This is a genomic window from Roseobacter sp. S87 (assembly GCF_055693285.1).
The window spans coordinates 790,386-810,232 of record NZ_JBVFTR010000004.1 but is presented as its reverse complement, the minus strand read 5'-3'; the positions used below and the strand labels follow the sequence as shown (position 1 = coordinate 810,232).

General features: G+C 59.7%; 24 protein-coding genes. 11 read left to right on the top strand and 13 right to left on the bottom strand.

Annotated features, from left to right (window positions below):
- Positions 1 to 5 precede the first annotated feature (5 nt).
- From ACZ1HA_RS04840 to ACZ1HA_RS04830, 3 genes are all read right to left on the bottom strand, one after another.
- Complete coding sequence (locus ACZ1HA_RS04840) at positions 6 to 1,580, bottom strand: Re/Si-specific NAD(P)(+) transhydrogenase subunit alpha (RefSeq protein WP_375228118.1); 1,575 nt, start codon at positions 1,578 to 1,580, stop codon at positions 6 to 8.
- Between the two features lie 125 nt (positions 1,581 to 1,705).
- Entirely contained in the window at positions 1,706 to 2,155 is a 450-nt protein-coding gene (locus tag ACZ1HA_RS04835) for a methyltransferase family protein (RefSeq protein WP_472713075.1), read from the bottom strand.
- Positions 2,152 to 2,526 carry a VOC family protein gene (locus tag ACZ1HA_RS04830; protein ID WP_472713074.1) on the bottom strand — a complete coding sequence of 125 codons (375 nt, stop codon included), beginning with the start codon at positions 2,524 to 2,526 and terminating at the stop codon, positions 2,152 to 2,154. Before ACZ1HA_RS04830 ends, ACZ1HA_RS04835 begins: the two co-directional genes overlap by 4 nt.
- Positions 2,527 to 2,639: 113 nt before the next feature.
- Between ACZ1HA_RS04830 and ACZ1HA_RS04825 the strand changes: the two genes are divergently transcribed.
- On the top strand, positions 2,640 to 3,392 hold the full coding sequence (locus ACZ1HA_RS04825) for an SDR family NAD(P)-dependent oxidoreductase (RefSeq protein ID WP_472713073.1): 753 nt from the start codon (positions 2,640 to 2,642) through the stop codon (positions 3,390 to 3,392).
- Positions 3,393 to 3,398: 6 nt separating this feature from the next.
- On the opposite strand, the gene ACZ1HA_RS04820 is transcribed toward ACZ1HA_RS04825, so the two are convergent.
- The 5 genes from ACZ1HA_RS04820 to ACZ1HA_RS04800 form a co-directional block, all read right to left on the bottom strand.
- Positions 3,399 to 4,175 carry a gamma-glutamyl-gamma-aminobutyrate hydrolase family protein gene (locus tag ACZ1HA_RS04820; RefSeq protein ID WP_472713072.1) on the bottom strand — a complete coding sequence of 259 codons (777 nt, stop codon included), beginning with the start codon at positions 4,173 to 4,175 and terminating at the stop codon, positions 3,399 to 3,401.
- Between the two features lie 118 nt (positions 4,176 to 4,293).
- Positions 4,294 to 4,719 carry a GlcG/HbpS family heme-binding protein gene (locus ACZ1HA_RS04815; RefSeq protein WP_472713071.1) on the bottom strand — a complete coding sequence of 142 codons (426 nt, stop codon included), beginning with the start codon at positions 4,717 to 4,719 and terminating at the stop codon, positions 4,294 to 4,296.
- Positions 4,720 to 4,792: 73 nt separating this feature from the next.
- Complete coding sequence (locus ACZ1HA_RS04810) at positions 4,793 to 6,934, bottom strand: malate synthase G (RefSeq protein WP_472713070.1); 2,142 nt, start codon at positions 6,932 to 6,934, stop codon at positions 4,793 to 4,795.
- 199 nt (positions 6,935 to 7,133) lie between these two features.
- Positions 7,134 to 7,277 carry a DUF2256 domain-containing protein gene (locus ACZ1HA_RS04805; RefSeq protein WP_472715286.1) on the bottom strand — a complete coding sequence of 48 codons (144 nt, stop codon included), beginning with the start codon at positions 7,275 to 7,277 and terminating at the stop codon, positions 7,134 to 7,136.
- A gap of 5 nt (positions 7,278 to 7,282) precedes the next feature.
- Positions 7,283 to 7,453, bottom strand: coding sequence for a hypothetical protein (locus tag ACZ1HA_RS04800; RefSeq protein ID WP_472713069.1), 171 nt, complete (start codon positions 7,451 to 7,453; stop codon positions 7,283 to 7,285).
- Positions 7,454 to 7,558: 105 nt separating this feature from the next.
- On the opposite strand from ACZ1HA_RS04800, the gene pepN reads away from it, so the two are divergent.
- Positions 7,559 to 10,111, top strand: a complete 2,553-nt coding sequence (gene pepN, locus ACZ1HA_RS04795; protein WP_472713068.1) for an aminopeptidase N — start codon at positions 7,559 to 7,561, stop codon at positions 10,109 to 10,111.
- Complete coding sequence (locus tag ACZ1HA_RS04790) at positions 10,111 to 10,851, top strand: SDR family oxidoreductase (RefSeq protein ID WP_472713067.1); 741 nt, start codon at positions 10,111 to 10,113, stop codon at positions 10,849 to 10,851. The genes pepN and ACZ1HA_RS04790 overlap by 1 nt, the downstream gene beginning before the upstream one ends.
- Before the next feature lie 473 nt (positions 10,852 to 11,324).
- Here ACZ1HA_RS04790 and ACZ1HA_RS04785 read toward each other — a convergent pair whose 3' ends face one another.
- On the bottom strand, positions 11,325 to 11,924 hold the full coding sequence (locus tag ACZ1HA_RS04785; protein WP_472713066.1) for a transglycosylase SLT domain-containing protein: 600 nt from the start codon (positions 11,922 to 11,924) through the stop codon (positions 11,325 to 11,327).
- A gap of 230 nt (positions 11,925 to 12,154) precedes the next feature.
- Here ACZ1HA_RS04785 and ACZ1HA_RS04780 point away from each other — a divergent pair, with 230 nt between their 5' ends.
- The 4 genes from ACZ1HA_RS04780 to gatB all read left to right on the top strand — a co-directional run bounded on the left by ACZ1HA_RS04780 (position 12,155) and on the right by gatB (position 15,550).
- On the top strand, positions 12,155 to 12,802 hold the full coding sequence (locus tag ACZ1HA_RS04780) for a hypothetical protein (protein WP_472713065.1): 648 nt from the start codon (positions 12,155 to 12,157) through the stop codon (positions 12,800 to 12,802).
- On the top strand, positions 12,799 to 13,461 hold the full coding sequence (locus ACZ1HA_RS04775) for a hypothetical protein (protein WP_472713064.1): 663 nt from the start codon (positions 12,799 to 12,801) through the stop codon (positions 13,459 to 13,461). The genes ACZ1HA_RS04780 and ACZ1HA_RS04775 overlap by 4 nt, the downstream gene beginning before the upstream one ends.
- A gap of 29 nt (positions 13,462 to 13,490) precedes the next feature.
- Positions 13,491 to 13,961 (top strand): hypothetical protein, encoded by a 471-nt coding sequence (locus tag ACZ1HA_RS04770; protein ID WP_472713063.1) that lies wholly within the window; start codon positions 13,491 to 13,493, stop codon positions 13,959 to 13,961.
- Positions 13,962 to 14,038: 77 nt separating this feature from the next.
- Entirely contained in the window at positions 14,039 to 15,550 is a 1,512-nt protein-coding gene (gatB, locus tag ACZ1HA_RS04765; protein WP_472713062.1) for an Asp-tRNA(Asn)/Glu-tRNA(Gln) amidotransferase subunit GatB, read from the top strand.
- On the opposite strand, the gene ACZ1HA_RS04760 is transcribed toward gatB, so the two are convergent.
- Genes ACZ1HA_RS04760 through ACZ1HA_RS04750 form a run of 3 tightly spaced genes read right to left on the bottom strand, consistent with a single transcriptional unit; the run spans position 15,551 to position 16,561 of the window.
- Complete coding sequence (locus ACZ1HA_RS04760) at positions 15,551 to 15,880, bottom strand: hypothetical protein (RefSeq protein WP_472713061.1); 330 nt, start codon at positions 15,878 to 15,880, stop codon at positions 15,551 to 15,553.
- Positions 15,865 to 16,182, bottom strand: coding sequence for a helix-turn-helix domain-containing protein (locus ACZ1HA_RS04755; RefSeq protein ID WP_472713060.1), 318 nt, complete (start codon positions 16,180 to 16,182; stop codon positions 15,865 to 15,867). Before ACZ1HA_RS04755 ends, ACZ1HA_RS04760 begins: the two co-directional genes overlap by 16 nt.
- 4 nt (positions 16,183 to 16,186) lie before the next feature.
- Positions 16,187 to 16,561: a hypothetical protein gene (locus ACZ1HA_RS04750; protein ID WP_472713059.1), complete on the bottom strand. Its 375-nt coding sequence runs from the start codon at positions 16,559 to 16,561 to the stop codon at positions 16,187 to 16,189.
- A 101-nt stretch (positions 16,562 to 16,662) separates the two neighbouring features.
- On the opposite strand from ACZ1HA_RS04750, the gene ACZ1HA_RS04745 reads away from it, so the two are divergent.
- Both ACZ1HA_RS04745 and ACZ1HA_RS04740 read left to right on the top strand, forming a co-directional pair.
- Positions 16,663 to 17,160: a thioesterase family protein gene (locus ACZ1HA_RS04745; RefSeq protein ID WP_472713058.1), complete on the top strand. Its 498-nt coding sequence runs from the start codon at positions 16,663 to 16,665 to the stop codon at positions 17,158 to 17,160.
- An 82-nt stretch (positions 17,161 to 17,242) separates the two neighbouring features.
- Positions 17,243 to 17,767: a DUF4177 domain-containing protein gene (locus ACZ1HA_RS04740; RefSeq protein ID WP_472713057.1), complete on the top strand. Its 525-nt coding sequence runs from the start codon at positions 17,243 to 17,245 to the stop codon at positions 17,765 to 17,767.
- A gap of 3 nt (positions 17,768 to 17,770) precedes the next feature.
- On the opposite strand, the gene ACZ1HA_RS04735 is transcribed toward ACZ1HA_RS04740, so the two are convergent.
- The gene (locus ACZ1HA_RS04735) at positions 17,771 to 18,034 is read right to left on the bottom strand and encodes a BolA family protein (RefSeq protein ID WP_472713056.1); all 264 of its coding nucleotides are present in this window, start codon (positions 18,032 to 18,034) and stop codon (positions 17,771 to 17,773) included.
- 76 nt (positions 18,035 to 18,110) lie between these two features.
- Here ACZ1HA_RS04735 and ACZ1HA_RS04730 point away from each other — a divergent pair, with 76 nt between their 5' ends.
- Positions 18,111 to 18,737 carry a DnaJ domain-containing protein gene (locus ACZ1HA_RS04730; RefSeq protein ID WP_436399494.1) on the top strand — a complete coding sequence of 209 codons (627 nt, stop codon included), beginning with the start codon at positions 18,111 to 18,113 and terminating at the stop codon, positions 18,735 to 18,737.
- Positions 18,738 to 18,857: 120 nt separating this feature from the next.
- A complete protein-coding gene (gene cobS / locus ACZ1HA_RS04725; protein WP_436399495.1) occupies positions 18,858 to 19,844 on the top strand; it encodes a cobaltochelatase subunit CobS in 987 nt (328 codons plus the stop codon).
- The last annotated feature ends 3 nt before the right edge of the window (positions 19,845 to 19,847 follow it).

Genomic DNA, 19,847 nt, shown 5'->3' with positions numbered 1-19,847 from the left:
CCCCTTTACGATTTCTGGAACATGGCGAGCATGCGCCGTGTCACGAGGAAGCCGCCGAATATGTTCACCGCCGCCATAAAGACCGCAAGTGCCGCAAGCAGCGTGATCAGCAACGAACTCGACCCGATCTGGATCAGCGCACCCAAAATGATGATCGAGGAAATCGCGTTGGTGACGGCCATCAGCGGCGTGTGCAGCGAATGCGCCACGTTCCAGATCACCTGGAACCCGATAAAGACCGACAGCACGAACACGATGAAGTGCTGCATAAAGCTTGCCGGTGCCACCAGACCGACGGCCAGGACCAGCGCGCCGCCAACGGCCAGCAGGCCGACCTGATTGCGGGTCTGGGTTTTGAACTCTTCCAGCTCCTGCGCGCGCTTTTCTTCGGCTGTCAGCTCTTTGGGCGCTTCCTTCTTGGGTGCCGCCGCGATGGCCGCAACCTTGGGAGGTGGTGGCGGGAACGTGACCTCTTTGGCATGCGCGATGGTGGCACCGCGGATCACATCGTCTTCCATGTCGTGATTGATGACACCGTCTTTTTCCGGTGTCAGATCGGCCATCAGGTGACGGATGTTCGTAGCATAAAGGCTCGACGACTGCGTCGCCATCCGGCTCGGGAAGTCCGTGTAACCGATGATGGTGACGCCGTTGTCTGTCACGATCTTCTCATCAGCGACGGTCAGCTTGCAGTTGCCACCCTTTTCAGCGGCAAGGTCGACAACAACGGATCCGGGCTTCATGGATTTGACCATGTCCTCGGTCCAGAGTTCCGGCGCCTCGCGGTTGGGGATCAGCGCTGTGGTGATAACGATATCTACTTCCGGAGCAAGCTCGCGGAACTTAGCCAGCTGCGCTTCGCGGAATTCCGGAGAAGAAACAGAGGCATAGCCCCCGGAGCTGGCACCATCCTGCTGCTCTTCCTCAAAGTCGAGATAGACGAATTCGGCACCCATGGACTCGACCTGTTCGGCCACTTCCGGTCGTACGTCGAAGGCATAGGTGATCGCACCCAGTGAGGTTGATGTCCCGATCGCAGCAAGTCCCGCAACGCCCGCACCGACCACGAGCACTTTGGCCGGTGGCACCTTGCCCGCCGCTGTGATCTGACCGGTAAAGAAGCGGCCGAAGTTGTTGCCCGCCTCGATGACCGCCCGGTACCCGGCGATGTTCGCCATGGAGGACAGCGCATCCATTTTCTGCGCCCGGCTGATCCGCGGGATCATTTCCATCGCAATGACGGTGGCCCCTTTTTTCGCCGCCGCCTTCATTTTCGCCTCATCAGCCACGGGGCTGAAGAAGGATATCAGGGTCTGTCCGTCGCGCAGACGCTTCATTTCAGCATCTGACGGTGCGCGCACCTTGGCGACCACATCAGCAGCTTTCCAGAGCGCCGCAGCCGTTTTGACAACTTCGACCCCCGCGGCCTTGTAGTCCGCGTCCGCAAAGCCCGCCAGCGCGCCAGCGCCGGTTTCGATGACGCAGTCATGACCCAGTTTCTGAAGTTGCGCGGCGCTTTCCGGCGTCATGGCGACGCGGGCTTCGCCCTCAAAGCTCTCTTTTGGTGTCCCGATCTTCAATGGAAGCTCCCCCGTTAATTTACGTTTTGAGCAAAATGGTGCACAGAGTTGCGATGTCCACTAACGTCTCGGGGCGCAAGGTACAAGCGCGCGAAAGGTTGTGAACGCTCACAGGTGCTCAGAAATCAGACCCATCTGCGTGTTTTTTCAGCATATCGCGCAAAATCAACCCGGAATTTGCGGCGCAGCCGGTACTCTTCGGGCACGATAAACCGGCGCTCCAGCACCCAGACCAGCAGCGGCACAAGGACCAGCGACAGTATGGCGTCCCAGTAGAGACACAGCCCGGCCAGGATCATCACGTCGGCGAGATAGATCGGGTTGCGGCTTCGGCGGAAAATGCCGCTCTGGATCAGGGTATCCGCGTCCTGATGCGGAATGATCGTTGTTTTGTGTTTCCGGAATTCCATCACAGCCAGCACCGCCAGAACGATGCCACCACCGACCAGCAGGCCAGCCAGCAGCATGGTGACCGGATGCGCAAGGCTCAGCCCAAGGCTCAGATTTTGCGCCTGCCACCAGGCGCAGGCAGCGAAGACCATCAGCCAGACAGGGGGCAGATCAAGCCACTTCATGTGTCAGGCGCCGCAGGTTGCCAGAGCTCCACCGGATTGCCTTCAGGATCATGCAGCCGCGCGAACCGGCCGTTCGGGTAAGTTTCGGGGTCAACTTCTACCGATATACCGGATGCCCGCAGTTTTGCAGTCATCGCGTCCAGATCATCAACACGGAAGTTGATCATAAAGGCCTGTTCCTTTCGCCCGAAGTATTCGGTGTCCGCGGCAAACGGCGCAAAAACCGTTGGTCCTGCTGCCTGTTCCCAGACCGGCTGGTCATAATCGCGGGGTACGGGCGTTACGCCAAGATGCGTCTCATACCACGCGGCAAGCTCCGCCGGCGCGTCTGCGCGGAAAAACACGCCACCAATGCCTGTTACCTGTGCCATAGCTTTCACTCCCACGGAAACTGTCGCACAGGTCGGAGCGCTGCTCAACACAAGCTGCTTGCCTCGGCCATCAGGCGCGCGCCATAGTTCGTGACAAAGGCAGGTAGAGCAGAATGTCACTGACGGGAAAACACGCGCTGGTCACAGGCGGCGGCACAGGTATCGGCCTTGCCATCGCGCGCACGCTCGCAGCCGAAGGCTGTGCTGTCACCATCACCGGACGCAGGCAGTCTGTGCTGGACGAGGTATCAGGTGCCGGCATTACGGGCATCGCGATGGACGTGCGGGACGAGGCCGATGTTGCCCGCTCGGTTGCGGCCGCGACAGAATCACGGGGACCCATACAGATCTGCGTTGCCAATGCCGGTATCGCCGAAGGGCGCGCGCTGCATAAAACCGACATGGCATTCTGGCGCAATATGATGTCGACCAATCTGGACGGTGCCTTTCTGACAATCCGCGAAAGTCTTTCATCCATGCGCACAACGGACTGGGGACGCGTGATCGCGGTCTCTTCGATCGCCGGTGTGCGCGGGCTTCAGGGAGCTGCCTGTTATACCGCCAGCAAACACGGGCTGATCGGGTTGATCCGCGCCCTGAGCGAAGACTACGCCGGGAAACCCTACACGTTCAACGCGCTCTGTCCGGCCTATGTGGACACGCCGATTGTCACCCGCAACACGACGTCGATCGCTGAGCGTGCAGGCGTATCAGAAGACAAGGCGCTGTCTATGATGGTGTCAGCAAACAGACACGGCCGCCTGATCGCCCCTGAGGAAGTCGCTAAGGCAGCGCTCTGGCTGGTATCTCCGGGATCAGAAAGCGTGAACGGTCAGACTATCGAGATCGCCGGCGGTCAGATCTGAGCAGTTTCAGGCAACCTGCACCGCGCGCGGGGTCCCGCTCTCGGCCCAGGCGTGCACCGCCGTGCCGAATGCCGCAAAAAGCGGTCGAGATACCGGATCACACGCGGCCCGGTATTCCGGATGCCACTGCACTGACAACGTGAACCCGGCCGCACCGTCGATATAAATCGCCTCCGGCGTGCCATCGGGCGCGGTCCCGTCAATCACAACGCGGGAACCTGAGGTTTTGATGCCCTGCCCGTGCAGCGTATTTGTCATGACCTCCGGCGCGCCCATCAGACGATGGAAAACGCCACCTTCGGAGAAACGGACCGTATGCCGGTGCTCGAACTTTTCTTCCAGGGTGCCATCCGGTGGCATGCGGTGGTTCATCCGCCCGGGCAGATCCCGGATTTCGGGATAAAGCGAACCGCCCATAGCCACGTTCACTTCCTGAAATCCGCGGCAGATCCCAAGAAAAGGCATGCCCCGGTCCACACAGGCACGGATCAGCGGCAGCGTAACCGCATCCCGGCTGCGATCAAATTCGCCATGCGCTTCGGTCGGATCCTCACCATATTCTTCGGGATGAACATTGGGTCGGCCGCCCGTGAACAGAAATCCGTCACACCGCGCCATCAGATCGTCAACAGACACAAACCGCGGGTCCGTCGGGATCAGCATCGGCATGCAGCCGGACACTTCCGCAACTGCCTCGGAATTCATCGTGCCGCCTGCATGCACAGGATACTCGTCATGCAGCAGATAAGAGTTGCCGATAATGCCGACTACGGGGCGCGCCATCCAAAGTCCCTTCCGTTCTTTCCGACCGTATATAGGTGAGAAAAGTTACCGAAAACAGACCCGTGGACGCGCAAGCGCCTGTGCGTTCATGCATATGCCGCTTTTTTTGGCGGAGCGGTCAGGCCTCGCCGGTCAGTCCTGCAGCCTCAACACCGGCCATGCCCGCAATGACGTCATTGTCCGATGTGTCACCCGTGACACCAACCGCGCCAATCACCGCGCCTTTGCGGTCACGCAGCAGAATGCCGCCCGGTACAGGCACCACATGCCCACTGAAGACACCGTTCATGGCATTCAGAAAATAGGCCTGCTGCTCGGCCCGCGCCATCTGCGCCGATCCGGGTATCCCCAGCATCACCGATCCGAAAGCTTTGCCGTGCGCAATGCCGAACCGCCCCGGGGACGCCCCGTCTTCACGCTCAAACGCCTGCACATGGCCGCCCGCATCCAGCACCACAACGGAAAGCGGTTTGAAATCCATCTCCCGCCCCTTTTCCAGCGTTTTGCGGATGATGGTGCGAGCTTTTCTCAAAGAAATTGTCATGGTCCTGTCCCTGTTTCTTCTGGCGAAAAATATCCCCGGGGGGTTCGGGGGCAGGCAGCCCCCCTGCGGCAGATTACTGCGCGGCCTTAAGTTCCAGACGGCGCGCGTGCAGCACCGGTTCCGTATACCCCGACGGCTGCTCGCGGCCCTTGAACACCAGATCACAGGCTGCCTGAAACGCGATACCATCATAGCCAGGCGCCATCGGTGCATAGCTCGCATCACCTGCGTTCTGTTCATCCACCACCGCGGCCATCTTGCGCATCGCCGCCATCACCTGCTGGCCGTCCACAACACCATGGTGCAGCCAGTTGGCGATGTGTTGCGCGGAAATCCGGCAGGTGGCCCGGTCTTCCATCAGGCCCACGTCGTTCATATCAGGCACCTTGGAACACCCGACGCCCTGATCCACCCAGCGCACGACATAGCCCAGAATACCCTGCGCATTATTCTCCACCTCGCGGATTTTCTGTGCATCCGTCCACTTGCGGTATTCGGCCAGCGGAATGTTCAGGACCGTATCCACATAAGCCCGGCGCCCGCCTTTACGCAGCTTTTCCTGAACGGCAAATACGTCGACCCTGTGATAGTGCAGCGCATGCAGTGTGGCCGCTGTCGGGCTCGGCACCCAGGCACAGTTAGCACCGGATTTCGGATGTTCAATCTTCTGCTCCAGCATGGCGGCCATCATGTCGGGCATCGCCCACATGCCCTTGCCGATCTGCGCCCTGCCACTCAGACCGCACTCCAGCCCGATATCTACGTTCTGGTTTTCATAGGCCCCGATCCAGGCCTTGCGCTTGATGAAATCCTTGCGGCTGAACGGGCCGGCTTCCATCGACGTATGAATTTCATCGCCGGTCCGATCGAGGAACCCGGTGTTGATAAAGGCAACACGGCTTTTCGCGGCGCGGATGCATTCCTTGAGGTTCACGGATGTGCGCCGCTCTTCGTCCATGATGCCCAGCTTGACCGTGTACTGCGGCAGACCCAGCACCTTTTCCACGTGGGTGAAGGTTTTGTCGGCAAAGGCAACTTCCTCAGGCCCGTGCATCTTGGGTTTGACCACATAGACCGACCCTGTCAGCGAATTCCCACCGTCACGCGCGAGATCATGCATGGCGATAAGCGTGGTGACCATCGCATCCATCAGGCCTTCGAAAATCTCATTTCCGTCCCGGTCGAGGATCGCAGGGTTCGTCATCAGATGCCCGACATTACGCACCAGCATCAGCGCGCGCCCCTTCAGCACTACCTCAGAGCCATCCGCGGTTGTCACAACGCGATCGTCGTTCAGTTTGCGGGTGAGCTGCGCCCCGCCCTTTTCAAAGGTCTCCTCCAGATCACCCTTCATCAGGCCCAGCCAGTTGGTATACGCCAGAACCTTGTCCTCGGCATCCACACAGGCCACGGAATCCTCGCAGTCCATGATCGCGGACACAGCGCTTTCCATCTGCACGTCCGCAAGCCCCGCCTGATCGCGGCTGCCGATCACATGCGTCCTGTCGAACACCAGCTGAACGTGCAGACCGTTGTTGCGCAGCATGACACTGTCCGGGGCTTTGGGGTGACCGGTATAGCCCACGAATTTCTCGGGTTGCTGCAGCGGCTGATCATCTATCAGGAGCTCACCGCCGGACACATAGTACCGCCGCGCATCTGCGTGGCTCAGACTGCTGATCGGGAAGGCTTCGTCCAGAAACACCCGCGCCCGGGCGACAACGCGCGCGCCGTGACCCTGGTCATATCCGCCGCGTTCCGCCTGCGATCCCATGGCGTCTGTGCCATAAAAACCGTCATATAGGCTGCCCCAGCGCGCGTTGGCCGCGTTCAGCGCGTAGCGCGCATTGGTGATCGGCACTACAAGCTGCGGCCCCGGCACCCGCGCGATTTCCGCATCCACGTTCGCAGTATCAATTTCAAAAGTATCGCCCTCAGGCAGCAGATAGCCGATGTCCCGCAGGAATTCGCAATAGGCGTTGTGATCATGTGCCTGACCCGCGCGGTCGCGATGCCACTGATCAATCTGTTCCTGAATGGCCGCACGTTTCTCAAGAAGTGCAGCGTTTTCCGGGCCGAAGTCATGCGCAAGGGTCGACAGCCCCTCCCAGAAAGCCTCTGCCTGCACACCCGTGCCCGGCAAAGCCGCAGTCTCTATGAAGGCTGCCAGTTCTTTGCTGACCTGCAACCCGCTGCGGTTCACACGTTCTGTCATTCTGTCTCCGTCCGCTCTCTGTATACTATTGCATCCAGCGATTTAGGCCGGGCCGGGCGTGCCGGCAACCAAAGATCAGACGAAAATCTGTTTGTTTTCTGAATAACCCTCCCGGAAGCCGGAAGATGCTGAGATTTTCCCCCTCAGCGTGCATTTCGACCCCCCGGCCACGGACTCTACGCCCCGACCCGGCGTTCAGTCACTTTGCAACGTTCCTGTTCCGGCGGCAGGCGTCCGAGCAGTAGCGCACTTCATCCCAGACTTTTTCCCACTTTTTCCGCCAGGAAAATGGCCTGCCACAGACCACACAGGTTTTCTGTGGCAGATCGCCTTTCCGACGCATGCCCATCAGCCCGCAGCCTCAGATACCGTCGCAGGCGCCGCCGCCTCATCAGAAGCGCCGCTTGACAATGCGACAAAGGCAACACCTGCTGCGATCAGAATGCCGATCCAGAGACCGTGCAGCATGGTGACATGACGTGTTTTCTGACGTTCGATATTTGTGTCGGGTGCGGACATAACTCCTCCGTTTACGTTCAATTGATCCGCCGCACCTTGCAGCGGACCTGCTGTCACCATAACGTCCGGTTGCGAATTCCGTTCCAATTTATCTGACAGGTTCTCATGCGCGACGCTGCTCCCGATACCATTTACCTCAAGGATTACAGGCCCTTCGGCTATGACGTCAAAGAAGTAGCCCTGACCTTTACCCTGCACCCCAACCGGACACGGGTAAACAGCCGTATTGTCTTTGAGCCAAAGCCCGGCGGGGACCCGGTTTTTTTCCTGCACGGCGAGAACCTGGAACTGGTGTCGGCCTCTGTTGATGGTGCACCTGTGACGCCCGATGTCACGCCAGAAGGTCTGACCTGTACCGTGCCGGATCAGACCTTTGTGTGGGAGGCCGAGGTGATTATCGACCCGGCAAACAACACCGCGCTGGAAGGCCTTTATATGTCGAACGGCATGTACTGCACCCAGTGCGAAGCCGAAGGATTCCGCAAGATCACCTATTATCCGGACCGCCCGGATGTGATGAGCACCTTCACAGTCAAAATTCACGGACCTCACTCGGTTCTGCTGTCCAACGGCAACCCGACTGATCAGTCCGAAGGCTTTGCAGAGTGGCATGATCCCTGGCCGAAGCCTGCTTACCTTTTCGCGCTCGTCGCCGGTGAACTCGTCAACCACGCGGGATCATTCACCACGGCCTCCGGAAAAGAAGTTGAACTGAACCTTTGGGTGCGTCCCGGCGACGAGGGCAAATGCGCCTTCGGCATGCAGGCGCTGAAGGACAGTATGAAATGGGACGAGGACGTCTACGGCCGGGAATATGACCTGGATGTCTTCAACATTGTGGCCGTTGACGACTTCAACATGGGCGCGATGGAGAACAAGGGGCTGAATATTTTCAACTCCTCCGCTGTACTTGCATCGCCGGAGACGTCCACAGACGGTAATTTCGAACGGATCGAAGCCATCATCGCCCATGAGTATTTCCACAACTGGACGGGCAACCGGATCACCTGCCGGGACTGGTTCCAGCTTTGCCTCAAAGAGGGACTGACAGTCTACCGCGACAGCCAGTTCACCTCCGATATGCGCTCGGCACCCGTCAAACGGATCAGCGATGTGATTGACCTGCGCGGCCGGCAGTTCGCTGAGGATCAGGGCCCGCTGGCGCATCCGGTCCGGCCTGAAAGCTTTCAGGAAATCAACAACTTCTATACGGCTACGGTCTATGAAAAAGGGGCTGAGGTCATCGGCATGCTGCGCGCCTTGGTTGGCGCGGAGGCCTATGACAAGGCGCTGCAGCTCTATTTCGACCGTCATGACGGCGAGGCCTGCACGATTGAGGACTGGCTGAAGGTGTTCGAGGACACCACCGGGCGGGATCTGAGCCAGTTTGCGCGCTGGTACAGTCAGGCGGGCACGCCGGAAGTGAGCATTGAGGAGGCCTGGGATGCAGGAACCTACACGCTGACGTTCACGCAGTCGCTCAAACCCTCCGCAACAACTCCGGACCCGAAACCCCAGGTAATCCCGATTGCAACGGGGCTGCTGGCGCAGGACGGGCAGGAGGTGGTCCCGACAACTGTGCTGGAGCTGACTGAGACGACGCAGAGCTTTTCCTTCGAGGGTCTGGCAGAGCAGCCCTTTCCCTCTGTGCTGCGCGGGTTCTCGGCGCCGGTCGTACTGAAAAGCGATATGCCGGCCACCCGCAGGGCCTTTCTGCTGGCGCATGACACGGACCCGTTCAACCGCTGGGAAGCCGGGCGCGGTATCGCCCGCGAAAGCCTGCTGAATACGATCCGGACGGGTACGGCACCCGATCCCGATTATCTGAACGGCATCCGGACAGTACTCGCGGATGAAACTCTCGATCCGGCATACCGTGCGCTGATGCTGGGTCTGCCTGCTCAGAATGAGCTGGCAACAACGCTGTTCAACGAAGGTACAACCCCCGACCCGGCCGCGATCTGGTCAGCCACTGACAACCTGCGCGCCGCAATGGCCATGCACATGGCGGATCTGCTGCCTGTGCTGATGGACACGCACCAGGTGACAGAACCCTACGCCCCCGATGCTGAGCAATCGGGCAAACGTGCGCTCGCAAACGGCATGCTCAGCCTTCTGTCCCGGCTCGATGATGGCGCCCGTGCTGCCCAACAGTTTGAAGCCGCGGACAATATGACCCAGCAGCTTGCCGCTCTGGGTGCCCTGCTCCGGACAGGCAATGGCGACGACGCGCTCGGCACCTTTGAGGCACAATGGAAAGACGACCGTCTTGTTATGGACAAATGGTTCGGGCTGCAGGTCATTCAGTCTGACCCGGACAGGACGGCCGAAACGGCCGCAAAACTCACAGAGCATGCCGATTTCAACTGGAAAAACCCCAACAGGTTCCGCGCTGTTTTCGGATCGCTGGCGATTCACCACGCAGGATTTCATGCAGCAGACGGGGCGGGCTACAGGCTGCTGACCGACTGGCTCATCCGCCTGGACCCGGTCAATCCGCAGACAACTGCGCGCATGTGCTCGGCCTTTCAGACATGGCGGCGGTACGACACAGACCGGCAGGCCATTGTTGCTGCCGAGCTGGACCGCATTCTGTCCCAGGACGGTCTGTCGCGCGACACCTGCGAGATGATTACCAGAATCAGAGGAACTGAATAATGAAACCCGTATTGCTGATCACAGGCGGATCCAGCGGCATTGGAGCCGCCTGTGCAGACATCGCCGCCGCGCGCGGCTATGACATTGCCCTGAACTACCGCAGCAGCACCGCAGACGCCGAAGCCGTCGCCGGGCGTTGCCGCGCAGCAGGTGCAGATGTGCTTCTCTGTCAGGCCGACGTCGCGGACCCGGACGCAATCACCGCGATGTATGCACAGATTGACGATCATTTCGGACGTCTCAATGCTCTGATCAACAACGCCGGCATCGTGGATCAGACCGCAAAACTGGTCGACATGGATTACGCGCGGCTGGACCGGATGTTCCGTGTGAATGTCATCGGTGCGATGCTGGTGGCGAAAGAGGCCGTTCTGCGGATGCAGGCAGCAGGCCAGGGCGGCGCGATTGTGAATATCTCATCCGCTGCGGCCCGCCTGGGATCGGGCAACCAATACGTCGACTATGCGGCCTCCAAAGCCGCGATTGACTGCTTTACCAAAGGCTTGTCCGACGAAGTTGCTGCGGACAACATCCGCGTAATGGCCGTCCGGCCGGGTCTGATCGAAACCGAACTGCACGCCAAGGGCGGTGAACCGGGCCGGGCAGATCGTCTCGCGCATACGGTGCCGATGAAACGCAAGGGCTCTGCGGCCGAGGTGGCGACGGCCATCATGTGGCTGGTGTCTGACGAAGCCGGCTATGTCACCGGATCGACGCTGGACGTCACGGGTGGGCGCTGAGCCGTTTCACTTTGAACGGAGCGGGCGCAGCCGGACCGGTATCGTCGTTGTTGCGGCCATCTGGTCCGCACTCGCTCTGGCGGCTGTTTTCCTGGAGGCCGCGCCCTGGCTCATGCTGTTGCTGGGCGCGTTCACCCTGCCCGCCCTCTGGGAAGTACTGCAGAACCCGCTGGCGACCCTCACGCTCGATGACGACACTATCCAATGGCAGACCGGACGCCGCAGCGCCGACGTGAACCTCTCAGAACTGGAACGGGTCAGGCTTGATACGCGCCTCGATTTTTCGGTGCGTGTGACCCTGATCCTGACAGCCGGAACAAAGCTGCGTCTGCCTTATGAATGCACGCCACCGCACAAAGCCTTTGAAGAGCTGCTGAACCGGCGCGGGATCTCGCACCGAAAGGCACCATTTCTCCCTGATCGGCTAAGGCCGCGACATCAGGTATCCGGCAACCGGCAACCGGGTAACGTGCTCAGTCAGCCACGCAATAGGGTTGCTGACGCAGCCACGCGGACATTTCGCTGGTTTTTGACTGGCGCCGCAATGGCCCCCAGTCAGCGGCCACACCGCGCCAGCGCGAGTCGCGTGCATCAACGACGCCGTCACGCGGCACGGTCACCGCCATGATACGGATCGCACAGCTGAGGTTCTCACCACCATCTTTCAGCGCTTCACCCGATCCGGCCCGGCACCCGTAGCCCCGCGCTGTGGCCGGAGAAATCTGCAGCAGGCCAAACCACTTGCCATTCGGGTTCACGGCACGCGGTTTCCACGTACTTTCATGCCCCGCCAGAGCGGACATGAAACCGATCCAGAACGCTTCGCGGTCGGCTGTGTCTGCATCGGGATAGGCAGGACACCAATCCGCAATATCGGACGGGACCACCGCCACCAGCGGCTGCCCATGCGAGCGAAGCGCGTCCAGTGCAGCTGCGTTCCAGTCGTCCTTCTGTTCCTTGTGCGCCCATTGCATCGGAGGAAGGCCTGCTTCCTCCTCGACAACAGGGTCGACATCTGAACAGGCGGAAATGCTCAGAAGAGCGGCGAAGGAGACAGCAAGCAGTGTTTTCATGCGCTCACTCTTCGCTGACCTGACCTTTGCGCGCAAGAGCCCACCAGCGGCCACGCGCATTTGTGCCGACAATATGCGGCTGATACGGAGCACAGTTTACCTATGGGAAACAATACAGAATGCTGCCGGACCCTGAGCGCTGAAATACCGGGATATCTCCGCTGCGACGCCTTGTTTCAGCCGGAATGGGACGCCATGCTGTGCCTGTGAAATGTTTCCGGAATGAGTAAATGTCGATCCTGTCCCTGTTTCCCGGGCACCGCGCACGCAACGCCGGCAAAACCGGCCGTGGCCTGCAGTCCGACTCCGTGCAACCTCTGACGACCGTCCTGCGGCGGCGTGACCGGGGGACAATCGGTGAGTCCTCTCCCGCAGAAGGGACCGACGACTCAATTCTGCAGATCCCCTGCCCCATGCCCTCCGACGAGGACAGAATACGGGATCAGCACCAGCAGCGCGGGCAGTTTCTGGCGCGTCAGGACCGCTGGCAGGACCTCGCGGATCTGATGTGCGAGGCAGACAGGACACGGGCAAAAACACCCGGCGGCATGCCGGTTGCGGATCTGCTCAGTTTCGGGGCCCGGTCGGACGTCGTTCTGGCGGTTGAACATGCGCTCACTGATGGACGGCGCGCGGGCAGTCCGGCGCTGATGTCCGGGATCGAAGCGCTGGAGGAGATGCTCGCCGAAGATCCTGCCTGCCCATGGCGCGGGGCAACCGTGGCGATGGCACATACGGACACCGGCTGGTTCTGGCGTGGCACCGGTTGGGAATCCCGGTACCGGACCGTAACCTCGAAGCCTTTTCCGCCCATTTCGACCGTGCGCGGGATATTCTTGATCGTTTTGCACCGATGCGGAAGACATCGCCCTTTGTGAGCGGCGCGTTTTGCGCCCTGCACGGCGCCGGGGGCCAACACCTCGACACACTGACCCGCGATTTCGAACAACTGATCGACCTGAACCCGATGAACCCCGCACCACTGCGGTCTCTGGGCAATTACGCGTCGCCACGCTGGTTCGGGTCCGGACAGGCACTGGAGCTTGAGGCACGGCGTACTGCAGCACGGCTGCTCCCGCACTGGGGGGCCGGTGGATACACCTGGGTGATGATGGACGCGATGTCGGGCGATGAAACTGTCTGCGCGGCGCTCGATACGGATTTCTTTATCGAAGGCCTGGGCGACATTCTGGAACGCCGTTCCGATCAGTATACCGCCAACCTGCTCGCAGCATGGTGTATGAACAGCTTTGCACGACACCAGAGTGCGGATGAAGAGACGCGCATCACCCGCCGCAAAATTGCTGCCTGCGCCGGCTGGATTGTCAGGAATCACATGACAGAACTGCATCCGCTGATCTGGGCACATGCCGCACGGGGATTTGACAACAACCTATGCGTGAATTCAACGCGACGCTTTGCCGCTTCCGGGCGAAAAGACGCGCTCAGACTCTTGCGACACGTGTTCCGTCATGAGATTAATGAAGGGCTACATATTACGTTTACACCGAAAGGACCTGTTACAAAACAGGCGTAAACGAACGCTGGGCAGGAAGGGAGGACATGATGACAACGATACCCGCAGACGCGGCGCACTGGGACACCGGTGACTGGATAGAGTGGCACCGCACAGCGGATTCCGTGCAGGCCGCACCATGCTCCGCAACCAGCGACAATGAGGCGCGCCTCATGGCGCTCGAGGTCAGCCTGCTGCGCTGCGCCCGCGTGCATTACCACCTGACCGACGAACACCTGCCCGTCTATGACGCCATCGCACGGGTTCACGCGGCGCTGAACTATAGCGTGCCGCTCGATGGGAGCCGCGCCAGTGACGTGCTGACCCTGGTCCTCCCCCCAATGGGGCCGGACAATGTTGTTTCGGTTGATCTGAACCATCCCTTCAGCACGCTTGTGGTGGTGCGCATCCGTGACAATTTCACATCAGACTCGCGCATGTGTCTGCGGCGCAACCTGCGGACGCCCGCCGGTGCAACCACGCTCGACCTGAGCTGGGCCGCCCTGCCCGAGATCCACTGACACAGCAGGACTTGCGACCTTTCCCCGCCTGGCCTAAGACGCTTGCAGTCTGAAATGAACTGCGGGAACGCTGCGCCATGCTCGATCTGACCTACGACACACCAAAGCCAAAAGTCATTGCCGGAGCAAAAGACGACTGGGAACTGGTGATCGGCATGGAGGTTCATGCCCAGGTCACGTCGAACGCAAAACTCTTCTCGCCGGCGTCCACCACGTTTGGCGCGGAACCCAACAATAACGTTTCCTTTGTGGATGCGGCCATGCCCGGCATGCTGCCCACGATCAATGAGTTCTGCGTCGAGCAGGCAGTCCGCACGGGACTGGGCCTGAAGGCAGAGATCAACCTGACCTCTGCATTTGACCGCAAGAACTATTTCTATCCGGACCTGCCACAGGGCTATCAGATCAGCCAGCTCTATCACCCTATCGTTGGCGAGGGCGAAGTCCTGGTCGAAATGGGTGACGGCACAGCCCGTCTGGTGCGGGTTGAACGCATCCACCTGGAGCAGGACGCGGGCAAATCGATCCATGATATGGACCCGAACATGTCCTTTGTGGACCTGAACCGTACCGGTGTGGCGCTGATGGAGATCGTTTCGCGCCCCGACATCCGCGGCCCCGAAGAGGCCGCCGCCTATCTGGCGAAGCTGCGCCAGATCCTGCGATACCTGGGCACCTGTGACGGCAACATGCAATCCGGATCCATGCGCGCGGACGTGAACGTGTCGGTCTGCCGCCCCGGTGCCTATGAGAAATACCAGGCGACACAGGATTTCAGCCACCTTGGCACGCGCTGCGAGATCAAGAACATGAATTCCATGCGTTTCATCCAGCAGGCCATCGAAGTTGAGGCGCGCCGCCAGATCGCCATTGTTGAGGCTGGCGGTGAAGTTGAGCAGGAAACCCGCCTGTACGATCCCGACAGGAATGAAACGCGGTCCATGCGGTCCAAGGAAGAAGCGCACGATTACCGCTATTTCCCCGACCCTGACCTTCTGCCTCTGGAAATCGAGCAGGCCTGGGTGGACGATATCGCGGCGAATCTGCCGGAACTGCCGGACGCCAAGAAAGCCCGTTTCATCAATGACTTCAGCCTTAGTGACTATGATGCCTCCGTGCTGACGGCAGATCTGGACAGCGCAGGCTACTTTGAAGCGGTCGCTCAGGGTCGTGATGGCAAGTCTGCGGCGAACTGGGTGATCAACGAACTCTTTGGGCGGCTGAAAAAGGACGACCGCGACATCACTGACAGCCCGGTGAGCCCTGCACAGCTGGGCGGGATCATCGACCTGATCGCGTCAGATGCGATTTCCGGCAAAATCGCCAAAGACCTCTTTGAAATCGTCTACACCGAAGGTGGCGACCCCGCAGAGATCGTTGAAGCGCGCGGTATGAAACAGGTGACGGACACAGGTGCCATTGAAGCCGCTGTGGACGAGATCATCGCAGCCAATCCGGAACAGGTGGCCAAGGCGCAGGAAAACCCGAAGCTGGCGGGCTGGTTTGTGGGTCAGGTGATGAAGGCGACGGGTGGCAAAGCCAACCCCAAGGCTGTGAACCAGCTGGTTGCGCAAAAACTCAGGGGCTGATCAGGTCACGGGTGTAAAAATCCGCAGAACGGCCGAGCCCAGCAGCAGACCGTAGCCGACCTTAAGACAGATCTCATCAGCACGTCGCCAGCGGGCCACCCGGACGGCGGCATCCTGTTCCAGCTCCTGCGCGATGACATCCAGCGCACTGCAGTCCCCCTGTTCGCGGCGGGACTGCACCAGATCTTCGATCCGGGCGAGGGTCTTTTTGTTGAAATTGAGAGAGAACGCGGGAACAGCCAGAAGGCCGATGCCCAATGCCCCTGCTGCGTTCAGAAATGTGGGATGCGTGAGAAATCCGCCGGTGCAGGCGATCAGATCACCGCACACACTTCATCCCCGACAGCTTCCCCGGCCTCATCGACAAAGGGTGTGATCTTAAGACGGGCACCACAGGCGTGAAAATACCGTGAACACGACTGGATTTCAGGTAACGCCCCGGTCGCCGCTTCCATCTTGGAAATATGAGACTGCGACAGACCGGAACGTTCAGCCAGTTCGGTCTGTGTCAGCCCGGCTTTCTTGCGTAACGACCGGAAGAGCAGAGCCATATCGCGTTTCGCCTTGTTCCTGTCCCAGGACTCCGCAAGGGCCGGATCATCAGCAATCAGAAGGTCTTTGAGCGTTATCACAGGATCACTCCCATTCAGTTACATCAAGATTTCGGTGCCGGATCACCATGTCACGTGCAGCGGCACAGCTGTCTTTGGCAGGAACAGCGCCGTGGATCATCAGCGGCGGCGGTCCGGACGCCGCCACTTCCAGGGACACCACCAGTCTGTGTGCTTTGCACTCCGGTATCATCACCGCACAGACCACATAACCGCCGGCAAGGCGTCCACAACGTTCTGAAGTGTCCGGGTCATTCGATCTGAACTCCTTTTCGAGCATCAGAATGTTTTCACGGCACGGTATGGACAGGTGCCTGATGCCGCCAACGAGTTCCGCCTCAAACCCTTCCGGGTAACGGATTTCCCGTTTCTGGTATCGTTTATATATATCCGGGTGCATATTCTGTCAAGTATATATGTATTCTGGTGAATAACGCGTCTTTGCCATCCCTGTTCTTTTCGCACTACCCGAAACAATGGTACAGACATGAGGACCGGTAAATGATCCCGAAAGCACCGACCATGGAACCTGCACCTTTCCGATCCTCTCTGATGACCGTCAGGTCGGAGTGGACGGATTATAACGGGCATATGAATATGGCCTACTATGGAGTGCTGTTCGACGAGGCCGCTGACGAGATTTATCCGCAGATTGGGTTTGGCCCCGCGTATCAGAAGACCGGCTTCACAACCTATACTGCCGAATTTCACATCTGCTACCTGCGCGAACTGCATGAAGGGGATCAGGTTAACGTCACACTCCAGCTTCTTGATTTTGATGAGAAACGCTTCCACACATGGCAGGAAATCTGGCACGAGGACGGATGGTGTGCCGCCACCGGCGAAACGCTGGGGCTGCACATTGATCAGTCCGGGCCAAACGTCGCGCCCATGCCTCCCGAGATCCTGACGCGTCTTGAAAAGATGCACGCCGATCATAGCATATTGCCGCGACCCGAACGTGCCGGACGCCGGATCGGCATCCCCCGCAGAACCTGAACTCCCGCTCAGCGTGCAATGGGGCGCGTACCTTTGCTCAGGCTCCTGAAACTGTTATAAAAAGCCGACGGAGACGAAGCCTATGCCACAATATGAATACAGGGTTGTGCCCGCCCCGCTGCAGGGTCAGGGTGTCCGGGCGACCGGGACGGCAGACAACCGCCTGGCAACAGCGCTGCAAACGCTGATGAATGACATGGGCATGCGTGGCTGGGAATACCAGCGCGCCGAGGCTCTGCCCGGCGCGGGCAACGGCCCTTCCACGGCCGAGGTCATGCTGGTTTTCCGACGCCCGGTTCCCGTGCGTTCCCCGCTGGTGCTTCGGGCAGCTGAAAGGCTGCCGACACCTCCGCCGCGCACTGGTCCCGTGCCCTTGCCAATGCCGCAGGATGACAAAGTACCCGAAGTCGTCGCAAAAGCACGTCCGCCCGCGCCCGTAACCGCGTACACAAAGCCTAAAGACCCCGAAGACGATGCCTCGGGCAGTGAGGGTGCCACACGTATGTTACAGGACAACGGTGTCGAGGATTTCAGCGAGGTGTCCGGCCTGACGAATTCTCTGCTGCAACTGGCAGCCTCAAGAAAAGCTGCCGGATCAAAGACCTGAACGTCATTCTTCAGGTGATGCATCAATTGCCAGAGCATGTATCCGACTGATAAGTTCGGCCCCCAGCGCTGTGTGAATGGCGCGGTGGCGCGCCACACGCGACATTCCCCGGAAGGTTTCTGCCCGGATCATCACATTGAAATGGCTCTCCACCCCTTCGGTGAATCCGGCGTGTCCGCGATGGCTTTCGGTGTCATCAACCACTTCGAGCGCGCCGGGGCTGAAAGCCTCACGAAGACGTTCCTCAATCTCCAGACGTTTAGACATTTTTTTGGCTCAGCCCCCTTCAATCTTTCCGAGCACAGTCTAAACTAGGCGGCCTCGACTCGTATAGGTGCCAAAAATGCGTAAACCCGATCCTTTCGGATTCGACATGTCCGTCTCCTCCTCAAAAAAGAAAAACCCGCGCGGGCGCAGGGGGATGTCAGGTGCCTCAGAGACATCGACGCGCATCTGCGATCACGAAGGCTGCGAGGAACCGGGAAAGTTCAGAGCACCCAAAGCGCCCGACGTTCTGGATGATTTTTTCTGGTTCTGTCAGACGCATGTGCGGGAATATAACCTGAAATGGAATTTCTTTGACGGCACCACAGAGGCCGAGTTGAACGCCCAGATGTCCAAGGACAAAGTCTGGGAACGCAACACTAAGCCAATGGGTGATCCGGAGGCGCGGGCCTGGGCCAGACTGGGCATCGAAGACCCCCATCAGGTGCTGGGTGCCAATGCCACACAGAACCCGGGCCGGGGCAGCCAGGGAGGGCGCCGCCTGCCCCCCACCGAGCGTCGGGCACTGGAAATTCTGGAGGCCAAAGACACCTGGACCAAACCAGAGGTGCGCAAGGCCTACAAGGCGCTTATCAAGGTGCTGCATCCTGACATGAACGGCGGTGACCGCAGCCAGGAAGAGCAGCTTCAGGAAGTTGTCTGGGCCTGGGATCAGATCAAAGGCAGCCGTAACTTCAAAGACTGATGGCCTAAGGTTTCAGCATAACTGGACAGGCCCTTTCCCTTGCACCCCGCCGCAATATGTTGCACGAGGTGAGCCGGGCGTAATCCGACGCCCGCCCCTATTGTTTGAAGGACGAAACCCATGGCCGACGGCGCACTGGACATCAACACGAAACCCACCGAAGAAATCAGCGTTCGCGAAGTGTTCGGCATTGACACGGATATGGTGGTCAAGGGTTTTGCCGACGGCAGCGACCGGGTGCCGGACATGGACAGCACCTACAAGTTTGATCCCGATACGACGCTGGCGATCCTTGCAGGTTTTGCGCACAACCGGCGCGTGATGATCCAGGGCTACCACGGTACAGGTAAGTCGACGCACATCGAACAGGTGGCATCCCGCCTGAACTGGCCGGCCGTCCGTGTGAACCTCGACAGCCACATCAGCCGGATTGACCTGATCGGTAAGGATGCGATCAAGCTCAAAGATGGCAAACAGGTCACCGATTTCCAGGAAGGCATCCTGCCCTGGGCTCTGCGGAACCCGACGGCAATCGTGTTTGATGAATACGACGCGGGCCGCGCAGATGTGATGTTCGTGATCCAGCGGGTGCTGGAAGTGGACGGCAAACTCACCCTGCTCGATCAGAACCAGGTGATCACGCCGCACCCGTATTTCCGCATTTTTGCGACGGCAAACACCGTGGGCCTTGGCGACACCACCGGCCTTTATCACGGCACCCAGCAGATCAACCAGGGCCAGATGGACCGCTGGTCGCTGGTCGCCACGCTGAACTATCTCAGCATTGATGCCGAGACCGCGATCGTGCTCAGCAAGAACCCGCATTATAACACCGAAAAAGGCCGCAAAATCGTCAAGCAGATGGTGACGGTCGCGGACCTCACGCGCACAGCCTTCATGAATGGGGATCTGTCCACGGTGATGTCACCGCGGACGGTGATCGCCTGGGCGCAGAACGCCGAGATTTTCCGCAACGTGGGCTATGCTTTCCGGCTGTCGTTCCTCAACAAGTGTGACGAGCTGGAACGGCAGACCGTGGCTGAGTTCTATCAGCGCCTCTTTGACGAGGAACTGCCTGAGAGTGCCGCAAGCGTGAGCCTGGGGTGATCC

Excerpts from the sequence above, each read along its gene's own strand:
- ACZ1HA_RS04835 (WP_472713075.1), bottom strand. The coding sequence starts at position 2,155 with ATGAAGTGGCTTGATCTGCCCCCTGTCTGGCTGATGGTCTTCGCTGCC.
- ACZ1HA_RS04830 (WP_472713074.1), bottom strand. The coding sequence starts at position 2,526 with ATGGCACAGGTAACAGGCATTGGTGGCGTGTTTTTCCGCGCAGACGCG.
- ACZ1HA_RS04825 (WP_472713073.1), top strand. The coding sequence starts at position 2,640 with ATGTCACTGACGGGAAAACACGCGCTGGTCACAGGCGGCGGCACAGGT.
- ACZ1HA_RS04820 (WP_472713072.1), bottom strand. The coding sequence starts at position 4,175 with ATGGCGCGCCCCGTAGTCGGCATTATCGGCAACTCTTATCTGCTGCAT.
- ACZ1HA_RS04815 (WP_472713071.1), bottom strand. The coding sequence starts at position 4,719 with ATGACAATTTCTTTGAGAAAAGCTCGCACCATCATCCGCAAAACGCTG.
- ACZ1HA_RS04810 (WP_472713070.1), bottom strand. The coding sequence starts at position 6,934 with ATGACAGAACGTGTGAACCGCAGCGGGTTGCAGGTCAGCAAAGAACTG.
- ACZ1HA_RS04805 (WP_472715286.1), bottom strand. The coding sequence starts at position 7,277 with ATGCGTCGGAAAGGCGATCTGCCACAGAAAACCTGTGTGGTCTGTGGC.
- ACZ1HA_RS04800 (WP_472713069.1), bottom strand. The coding sequence starts at position 7,453 with ATGTCCGCACCCGACACAAATATCGAACGTCAGAAAACACGTCATGTC.
- pepN (WP_472713068.1), top strand. The coding sequence starts at position 7,559 with ATGCGCGACGCTGCTCCCGATACCATTTACCTCAAGGATTACAGGCCC.
- ACZ1HA_RS04790 (WP_472713067.1), top strand. The coding sequence starts at position 10,111 with ATGAAACCCGTATTGCTGATCACAGGCGGATCCAGCGGCATTGGAGCC.
- ACZ1HA_RS04785 (WP_472713066.1), bottom strand. The coding sequence starts at position 11,924 with ATGAAAACACTGCTTGCTGTCTCCTTCGCCGCTCTTCTGAGCATTTCC.
- ACZ1HA_RS04780 (WP_472713065.1), top strand. The coding sequence starts at position 12,155 with ATGTCGATCCTGTCCCTGTTTCCCGGGCACCGCGCACGCAACGCCGGC.
- ACZ1HA_RS04770 (WP_472713063.1), top strand. The coding sequence starts at position 13,491 with ATGACAACGATACCCGCAGACGCGGCGCACTGGGACACCGGTGACTGG.
- gatB (WP_472713062.1), top strand. The coding sequence starts at position 14,039 with ATGCTCGATCTGACCTACGACACACCAAAGCCAAAAGTCATTGCCGGA.
- ACZ1HA_RS04750 (WP_472713059.1), bottom strand. The coding sequence starts at position 16,561 with ATGCACCCGGATATATATAAACGATACCAGAAACGGGAAATCCGTTAC.
- ACZ1HA_RS04745 (WP_472713058.1), top strand. The coding sequence starts at position 16,663 with ATGATCCCGAAAGCACCGACCATGGAACCTGCACCTTTCCGATCCTCT.
- ACZ1HA_RS04740 (WP_472713057.1), top strand. The coding sequence starts at position 17,243 with ATGCCACAATATGAATACAGGGTTGTGCCCGCCCCGCTGCAGGGTCAG.
- ACZ1HA_RS04735 (WP_472713056.1), bottom strand. The coding sequence starts at position 18,034 with ATGTCTAAACGTCTGGAGATTGAGGAACGTCTTCGTGAGGCTTTCAGC.
- ACZ1HA_RS04730 (WP_436399494.1), top strand. The coding sequence starts at position 18,111 with ATGCGTAAACCCGATCCTTTCGGATTCGACATGTCCGTCTCCTCCTCA.
- cobS (WP_436399495.1), top strand. The coding sequence starts at position 18,858 with ATGGCCGACGGCGCACTGGACATCAACACGAAACCCACCGAAGAAATC.